Below are 7,632 nucleotides of genomic sequence, written 5' to 3' on the forward strand. Positions count from 1 at the left end.
TTGCGTTTTTCCCGGGGCCTGCCGTATAATGTGAATCAGGTGATCAAAATGCGTTTGCTGATTGTAGAAGATGAATTGGATCTGGCGGAGGCCTTGGCCGCGTTTTTGGAAAATCACCAGTATATCGTGGATACGGTCCACGATGGGCGCTCCGGATACGACTATGCCTCCAGTGGAAATTACGACGCGGTGATCCTGGACATCATGCTCCCCCAAATGGATGGGATCGAGGTCCTGAAGCTGCTGCGGGCAAAAGGCATCGCCACTCCTGTGATGATGCTGACCGCAAAAGGGGAGAAGGAGGACCGTATCAAGGGTTTTGATACAGGAGCCGACGACTATCTGCCCAAACCTTTCGATCCGGACGAGTTGCTTGCACGGGTGCGGGCCATGCTGCGCAGAGGTGGGGGATACACGCCCAATGTCATTGCATTCGGAGATCTGGCGTTGGACTGCGGAGAGGGCATCCTGCGCTGCGGGAACCGCTCCGAACGGCTTAGCGGACGGGAATTTCAGGTGATGGAGCTGTTCATGCGCGCGCCCAGAGCCATTGTCTCCGCCGAGCGGATCATGGAACGGATCTGGGGCTGGGAATCGGATGCGGAGATCAACGTGGTCTGGGTCCATATCTCGAATCTGCGAAAAAAGTTAGCGGTCGTTGGTTCCTCCGTGGTGATCCGGGTCAGCCGGGGCCTGGGATATTCTCTGGAGGAGGGCAAATGATCCACAGACTGCGCCGAAAATTCATCCTCATTGCCATGGGGGCCGTTACGCTGGTGATGATAATGATGTGCCTCTCCATCAACATTATCAACTTCCTGACAACAGATTCCGATTTGGAAAAGACATTGCAGGTCCTCTACGACAATCAGGGAACGATGCCTCAATTTCCCGGCGGAAAGCCGGGGGAGCGGCCCGGCGGGCCATTTACGGTGGAGACGGCCTATTCCACCCGGTACTTTGTGCTGCGCTACAGCGAGGACGGCACGCTGGACAGCGCCGATATGAGGCATATCGCCGCGGTGTCGGAAGAGGATGCCGGCCGGTACCTCGATATTGCGCTGAAGCATGGAGAGGGCTTTGGATACACCGAAGGCAGCTATAAATATTATGTGGCGAGGGTGGGGGAGGGCCGCTATATGGCGATTTTTCTGGACTGCGCGCAGGAGCTGCGCTCTTTCCGGATGTTCGCCCTTGCCTCCCTGGCTGTGGTGATTGCCTGCATTGTCCTGGTGCTCGTGCTGGTCCTGCTGCTCTCCAAGCGGGCGATCGATCCGGTGGTGCGCAGTGCGGAAAGGCAAAAGCAATTCATCACGGATGCCGGTCATGAGCTGAAGACGCCGCTTACCGTCATCACGACCAGCCTGAAAGTGCTGGAGATGGAAGTGGGGCGGCAGAAATGGATCGATAAGGCGCGGGCTCAGACAGATAAGATGACCGAACTGGTCAACGATCTGGTCATTTTATCGCGGCTGGATGAGGAGAAGCCGCCCATATCCAAATGCCGTTTTGACGTCAGCGGTGCGGTTTTGGAAGCTGCCGACTCCTTCCGGGCTTCCGCAGAGGCACAGGGGCACGCCTTGGAACTGAACATCGTCCCAGGGCTGACCTACCATGGGGATGAATATGCCGTGCGCCAATTGGTTTCCATTCTTCTGGATAACGCGATCAAATATACCGATGCAGGCTGCCCGATTCAGCTTTCTTTGTGTGCCGCGGCAAAAGGGGTCCTCCTCAAGACCCAAAATGCCTGTGCCGGCATAGAGCCCGAGGAACTGGACAAGCTCTTCGACCGCTTCTATCGGGCGGACAGGGCCCGCACCAGGCAGGAGGGGGGCGGCTTCGGCGTGGGCCTGTCCATTGCACGGAGCATTGTGGAGGCCCACCGGGGGACGATTCAGGCGGATTGTCCCGCCCGGGGGATCATCCGGTTTACAGCGGTGCTCTGCTGATGAAGGGCGTGGCTTTGCCCCGCTTCCCATGGTACGGGCCGTCCCTGTGCATGAAAAAAACGCAACTCAACGTTGAGTTGCGTTTTTTTCATGCATATCTGTTGGATGTGGTCGGCGGGTAGAGACGGGATCAGATGATACCGCGCTCCTTGTACTCCGCCAGTGTGGCCTCATCCAGCCCAAGCATCTGGCTATAGACCTCCGCATTGTGCTGCCCCAGCAGCGGGGCGGGGGTACGGATGGTCGGCTTGGTGTCCATCAGCTTGACGGCGTTGCCGGTCACAGTCATCTCACCGATGACAGGATGCTCCTGCTTGACATACATCTCACGTACGTCTGCAATATGATGGTCGGTGGTGACCCGACTGGCGTCATAGATGGGACCGGCCGGGATTCCGGCGGCCATGACCGCCGCCACGCCCTCGTCGATGGTCACGGTGGTGGACCACTCCTCGATCAGGGGCTTCAGCAGGGCGTGATTCTCCGCGCGGATCGCCACGGTGGCAAAGCGCGGATCGGTAATCAGCTCGGGGCGGTGGAGCACCTTATTGCAGAGGTCCTCATACAGCTTTTGGTTGCCGCAGGCGATGATGAATTCGCCGTCAATGGCATGGAAAGAGTCGTACGGGGCCAGGGGCGCATAACGGTTGCCCATCCGCTCGGGAATCTTGCCGGTTTCCAGATAGCGCATCATGTCGGTACAACAGGCGGAAACGATGGTGTCCACCAGCGATACGTCCACCTTCTGTCCCTTGCCGGTCAGGGTTCTGGCGTGCAGCGCCGCCAGGATCCCAATGGTGATGTTCAGGCCGCCCAGAATATCGCCGATGGAATTGCCCACCCGGGTGGGAGGGTCATTGGGCTGGCCGGTGATGCTCATGATGCCGCCCATTGCCTGCGCCAGGATGTCGTATCCGGGCCGCTGAGAATAGGGACCGTAGCTCCCGAAACCAGAGACCTCGGCATAGATGAGCTGGTCGTTGATCTCTTTGAGCACGTCGTAGCCGAGCCCCAGCTTATCCATGACGCCGGGGCGGTAATTTTCGATAACCACATCGGCCTCGCGGACCATCTTTTTAAAGAGCTCTTTGGCCTCCGGCGCCTTTAAATTCAGGGTGATGCTGCGCTTGTTCCGATTGATCGATGCGAAGTATACGCTGGAATCATTGCGGAAGGGCCCCCAGGCCCGGGTGTCGTCTCCGCCCTTGGGGGTTTCAATCTTGATGACATTCGCCCCCATGTCGGCCAGCTGCATAGTGCAGTAAGGACCGCAGAGCACGCGCGTCAGGTCCAGGATGGTAATGTCGCTCAATGCACCCGTTGAAGGCATAGGATCAAACCTCCCGATCAGTTGAATCCACCGTCGATGGTGATGGTCTGCGCAGTGACATACGAGGCCTCGTCAGAGGCAAGGAAGGCATACAGCTGGGCAGTCTCGCGGGGATCGCCATACCGGCGCAGGGGAATCTTTGCGAGCTTGGCCTGCTTGACCTCCTCGGGAACGGCGGCGTACATATCGGTCATGATGGAGCCGGGGGCAATGGCGTTGACATTGATGCCGTACTTGCCCAACTCCTTGGCCTGTACGCGGGTCATGCCCATGATAGCGGCCTTGGAGGCGGCATAGTTGGACTGGCCGAAGTTGCCGTTGTAGGCGGAGACGGAGGCGCAATGCACGATCTTGCCGTATTTCTGTTCCATCATATAGGGGACGACTGCCTTGGTCATCAGGAAGTTGCCGCGGAGATTGACGTTGATCACAGCGTCAAACTGCTCGTCGGTCATCTTGTAGAATTGAGCGTCCTTGGTGATCCCGGCGTTGTTGATCAGAATATCGATCCGCCCGAACTCCTTGGCGACGGCCTCGACCATTTCGGTCACCTGCTGCTTGTCGGCGATGTTGACGACAAAGGGACGCACGGTGCCGAGGGAAGACAGGTCCTGAGCAGCCTGAGCGATCTTTTCGGCGCTGATATCGCAGATTGCGACTTTAGCGCCCTCTTCCAGGAACAGCTTGGCGGTTGCAAGGCCGATGCCGGCGGCGGCACCGGAGATGATGGCGACACGATCTTTCAATTTCATAATGGGGGACGCTCCTTTCTGTTATGTGCATGATGTAATGCGAAGTATGTGCGTGGCAAGTGCTGGAATTGCTCTATTCTCACATTGATTATGGACCAGAGACCGCCAAAAGACAATTATAAAAGGTTTTGTGAATTGTTAATTAAAAAACTAATGGAGAAGTTCTCTCGCTGCACAAAAAATAGAATTTGCATTTTAGAGAATGTCATTTCAACTGTCTGCCGGAGGACAAGCTGCGCTATATAGACGTGCTACAGAGGGATGGAAAAATGAGTGGACTGGAAAAACAGAAAGCGCCTCACCTTTTGGAAAGAATCAGAAGGTGAGGCGCTTTTAGCTCAAATAGCGAGCTCAATCCCCATTTACCAGGGCATTCAGCACGCTGGAGGCGACGCCTCCGGCGGTTTTGGAACCGCTTCCGCCCTCCTCCACAACCACTGCAAAGGCATAGGGGGCGTCTTCATTGCGGAGAAAACCCGAAAACCAGGAGGTCGGAGTTTTTCCGCCGCCCACTTCGGCGGTGCCAGACTTGGCACAGATGTCCATATTGGGAAACCGACCGGAGCCGTAGACTTCAGACACATTGCGGGCCATCATGCCGGAGAGCGTCTCCGCCGTGGTGGAGGAGATCGGCGTTCCGGTCTTATGGGGCAGATAAAAAGAAGCGGGGATCCCCAGCGGGGTGACGGTGCGGTAGATCAGCTGTGGAACGGCCGCCTTCCCACCATTGGCGATGGCGCCCATATAGACCATCAGGGAGCAGGGGTTGAGCAGGTCGTTATATTGGCCCACACCGGCCCAGCCCAGTTGATTTTCCGTACAGTCGGAGAACTGAAAACGACCGGAGGTCGTCTTCAGCCCGCTTACCTTGTAGGTGTCAGTGAGACCCGCCTTTCTGGTATAGGAGGTCATCACATTGGAACCGAGCTCAGCGGCCAACTGGGCAAACACGCCGTTACAGGAGTTGGAATAAGCGCTGTAGATATCCATTTCACCGTGCGCGGAGGGGCAGGTCACCGCTTCGCCGCCCACCAGGGTAGAGCCGGTACAGGTAAACGTGCGTGCAAAGAGATCGGGCAGCTTTTCTATGGCGGCGCTCAGCGTAACGGTTTTAAAGACAGAGCCGGGCACAAAGGAGCCGGAGAGAAAGCGGTTGACGTATACCCCGTCGTATTGGGGATCGCCCTCCTGGATTTCGGGCGGGTCCGCCGGATCAAAGGCGGGAGAGGAGAGAAGGCAGAGCATCTCGCCGGTTTTATAATTGTACACGCCCACGGCGCCTTTCCGACCGTTCAGGGCCTGATAGGCCACATAGTTGAGGTGCGCGTCGATGGTAAGGTATAGATCGTTTCCCTCACCGAGAGGGGTGTAGGCGCCGGTGATCAGGTTGTATCCTGAGAGCTTGTCGGCGAAGGCCACCAAGGCGCCGGAACCAATTTTGCCCTGCGTGTCTCCCACGGTGTGGAGGGTGGCCTTTCGCACGATTGTATTGGCATAATAGACGCGGCGGCCGGAAGCGTCCACCCAGGAGAGCAGGTCGCCGTCGCGGTCCAGGACCTGCCCCACAGAGAGCTCCCCACTGCTGTTATACAGGTGGCGGTTGGCGGCGAAGGAGACCCAGCGGCCTCCGTCTTTAAAAAAGAGAAAAGAGAATATATAAGTGCCCAAAACCAGGGCGGCAGACAGAAGCAGACAGACTGCGGCGCGGCGTTCGATTTTACGCATCCTCATCCACCTCCTCTTGGATAGGCCGGTTCAGGAGAACAGAGTGCTCCTCCTTCCAGGAGGGCAGGCGAATGGCAAAGCTGGCATTCTGCCGGGTGTCCGTAGCCTTCAGAAAGGCCAGCAGCCCCCAGGAGGCCACCATAGAGGAGCCGCCGTTGGAGACAAAAGGAAAGGTGACGCCGGTAAGGGGGAGCAGATCGACCGCGCCAAAGACATTGAGACAAGTCTGAAAGACCAGCAGGGAGGTGGCGGCGCAGGCGGCGATGGTGTAAAAGCTGGAGCGCCCGGCGCGGCAGGCACGGACGGCAAAAACGGCCAGTGTGACAATACACAGGACGGAGAGAACACCGATGATAAGCCCCCACTCTTCACACAGCATCCCAAACACCAAGTCGGTGTCGGCCGCGGCAACCCGGTGGAGCCAGCCCTCACCGGCGCCCACACCAACCAGTCCGCCGGATGCGGCGGCAGACATGGTGCGGGTCTGCTGGTAGCCCCCGGAGGAGGCGTATTCCCAGGCGTGGCCCCAGGTGGCGAAGCGTTTTAGGATATAGGGCTTGAAGGTGAGGAGGATGGCTACGGCAAACACGGCTCCGCCGCTGATGAGCGTCAGTGTGGCCCAGTCCCCGGAACGGAGATAGGCGATGACGAGAAAGGTGACGAAGAAGATGGCCGCGGTGCCAAAATCGCTCATGAGGGCCAGGCAGCCAAGACATGCGGCGGTGAGCGCCATAAAGAGCCCCAGATTCCGCTTCCGGAAGAGCCGGTCCAACGTGGCGGCTCCGGCAAAAATATAGCAGATCTTGGCGAGCTCAGAGGGCTGGAGAGAAAAACCGCCGAAGGTGATCCAGTTGACGGCCCCGAATTTGGCCTGGCCCAGGACCAGCGTGGCGCCCAGCAGAAGAATGGCGCCTCCGGCCATCAGCCAGCGGATGCGCTTGACCCGATCCAGGTCCCGGAGAAAGACGCCCAGCACGACGAAAAGAACGAGGCCCAGCAAAAGGGCGGCTAATTGCTTGAAAAGTGAGCCGGGGGCTGAAGAGGCGGTTACGGCCAGAGAGAGGGTGGAGAGAAAGAACGCAATGGACTCCATCTCAAAGCCGACCCGCCGGATGGAACGTATAGCCAGGAAGTAGCCCCACATGACGGCAATCAGACAGAAAAAAGCGGTGGGGATGGCTGGGGATGCCTTATCACCGGCGGAAGAGAGCAGTTGAAAGGCGGTGAGGATCTGGAATAAGGTAAGGAACAGGAGTCCGACCCAGGGCGAGACGGGGCGCTCCTCCTGCCGGCGGCGCTCCCGCTGCTGGGCCCGCTCTTCCGGCGGAACGGGGAGGAGAACGGTCTCAACCCCGCCCAGCCCCAGTACGTCGCCGTAAGAGACATGGGACTCGCCCTCTATAGCTGCGCCGTTTACAGTAACGCCGCCCTTTGAGCCCAGGTCGTAAAGCATCCAGCCGCCGTCTTCCGTGCGGATCAGGGCCGCATGTTGCCGGGAGACCGTGGGATAGCCCAGCACCACATCGGAGGCACTGGAGCGGCCAAGAATGTTTTCCCAGTGTGTCAGGGGTTCTGAGAGCCCGTTTGGCAGAGTCAGATAGGCCCAGATCTCGGGCGTATGGGGCACATTCAGCAGGGAGCGAATGCTCCGCGCCAGAATCAGCAGGGCCAGGACCGGGAAAAGAAACCGTACTACAGAGGTATACCAGGCCGAGATCAGAGGATAATCGCCCAGCAGAGCTGCAAGCCGTGCCAGCAGTGCCTCAGGCGCAGAGAACAGGTTTTGCAAAGTAAGCCCTCCTCGTATAATAAGTTTCAAAGTTAATAGTTTCAGGTATCAGCAGGCTTTGAGGTGCCCGTGATACAATAGCTG

The 7,632-nt window shown here is 58.2% G+C and carries 6 protein-coding genes; 2 read left to right on the top strand and 4 right to left on the bottom strand.

The window, feature by feature from the left end; genetic code table 11:
• The first annotated feature begins 48 nt into the window (after positions 1 to 48).
• Together ABUA09_RS12170 and ABUA09_RS12175 are read left to right on the top strand one after the other, a co-directional pair.
• Positions 49 to 723 carry a response regulator transcription factor gene (locus ABUA09_RS12170; RefSeq protein ID WP_349949384.1) on the top strand — a complete coding sequence of 225 codons (675 nt, stop codon included), beginning with the start codon at positions 49 to 51 and terminating at the stop codon, positions 721 to 723.
• The gene (locus ABUA09_RS12175; protein ID WP_349949385.1) at positions 720 to 1,952 is read left to right on the top strand and encodes a sensor histidine kinase; all 1,233 of its coding nucleotides are present in this window, start codon (positions 720 to 722) and stop codon (positions 1,950 to 1,952) included. The genes ABUA09_RS12170 and ABUA09_RS12175 overlap by 4 nt, the downstream gene beginning before the upstream one ends.
• Before the next feature lie 130 nt (positions 1,953 to 2,082).
• Here the strand turns inward: ABUA09_RS12175 and ABUA09_RS12180 are convergent, their stop codons facing one another.
• The 4 genes from ABUA09_RS12180 to ABUA09_RS12195 form a co-directional block, all read right to left on the bottom strand.
• The gene (locus tag ABUA09_RS12180) at positions 2,083 to 3,282 is read right to left on the bottom strand and encodes a CaiB/BaiF CoA transferase family protein (RefSeq protein ID WP_033117095.1); all 1,200 of its coding nucleotides are present in this window, start codon (positions 3,280 to 3,282) and stop codon (positions 2,083 to 2,085) included.
• 17 nt (positions 3,283 to 3,299) lie between these two features.
• Complete coding sequence (gene fabG / locus ABUA09_RS12185) at positions 3,300 to 4,034, bottom strand: 3-oxoacyl-ACP reductase FabG (protein WP_033117096.1); 735 nt, start codon at positions 4,032 to 4,034, stop codon at positions 3,300 to 3,302.
• A 351-nt stretch (positions 4,035 to 4,385) separates the two neighbouring features.
• Positions 4,386 to 5,759 carry a penicillin-binding transpeptidase domain-containing protein gene (locus ABUA09_RS12190; RefSeq protein WP_349949386.1) on the bottom strand — a complete coding sequence of 458 codons (1,374 nt, stop codon included), beginning with the start codon at positions 5,757 to 5,759 and terminating at the stop codon, positions 4,386 to 4,388.
• The gene (locus tag ABUA09_RS12195; RefSeq protein WP_347568440.1) at positions 5,752 to 7,548 is read right to left on the bottom strand and encodes an FtsW/RodA/SpoVE family cell cycle protein; all 1,797 of its coding nucleotides are present in this window, start codon (positions 7,546 to 7,548) and stop codon (positions 5,752 to 5,754) included. The genes ABUA09_RS12190 and ABUA09_RS12195 overlap by 8 nt, the downstream gene beginning before the upstream one ends.
• Between the last annotated feature and the right edge of the window lie 84 nt (positions 7,549 to 7,632).

This window comes from Intestinimonas sp. RTP31139st1_F5_RTP31139_211217 (genome assembly GCF_040226735.1).
In the GTDB taxonomy this organism is placed as follows: domain Bacteria; phylum Bacillota; class Clostridia; order Oscillospirales; family Oscillospiraceae; genus Intestinimonas; species Intestinimonas butyriciproducens.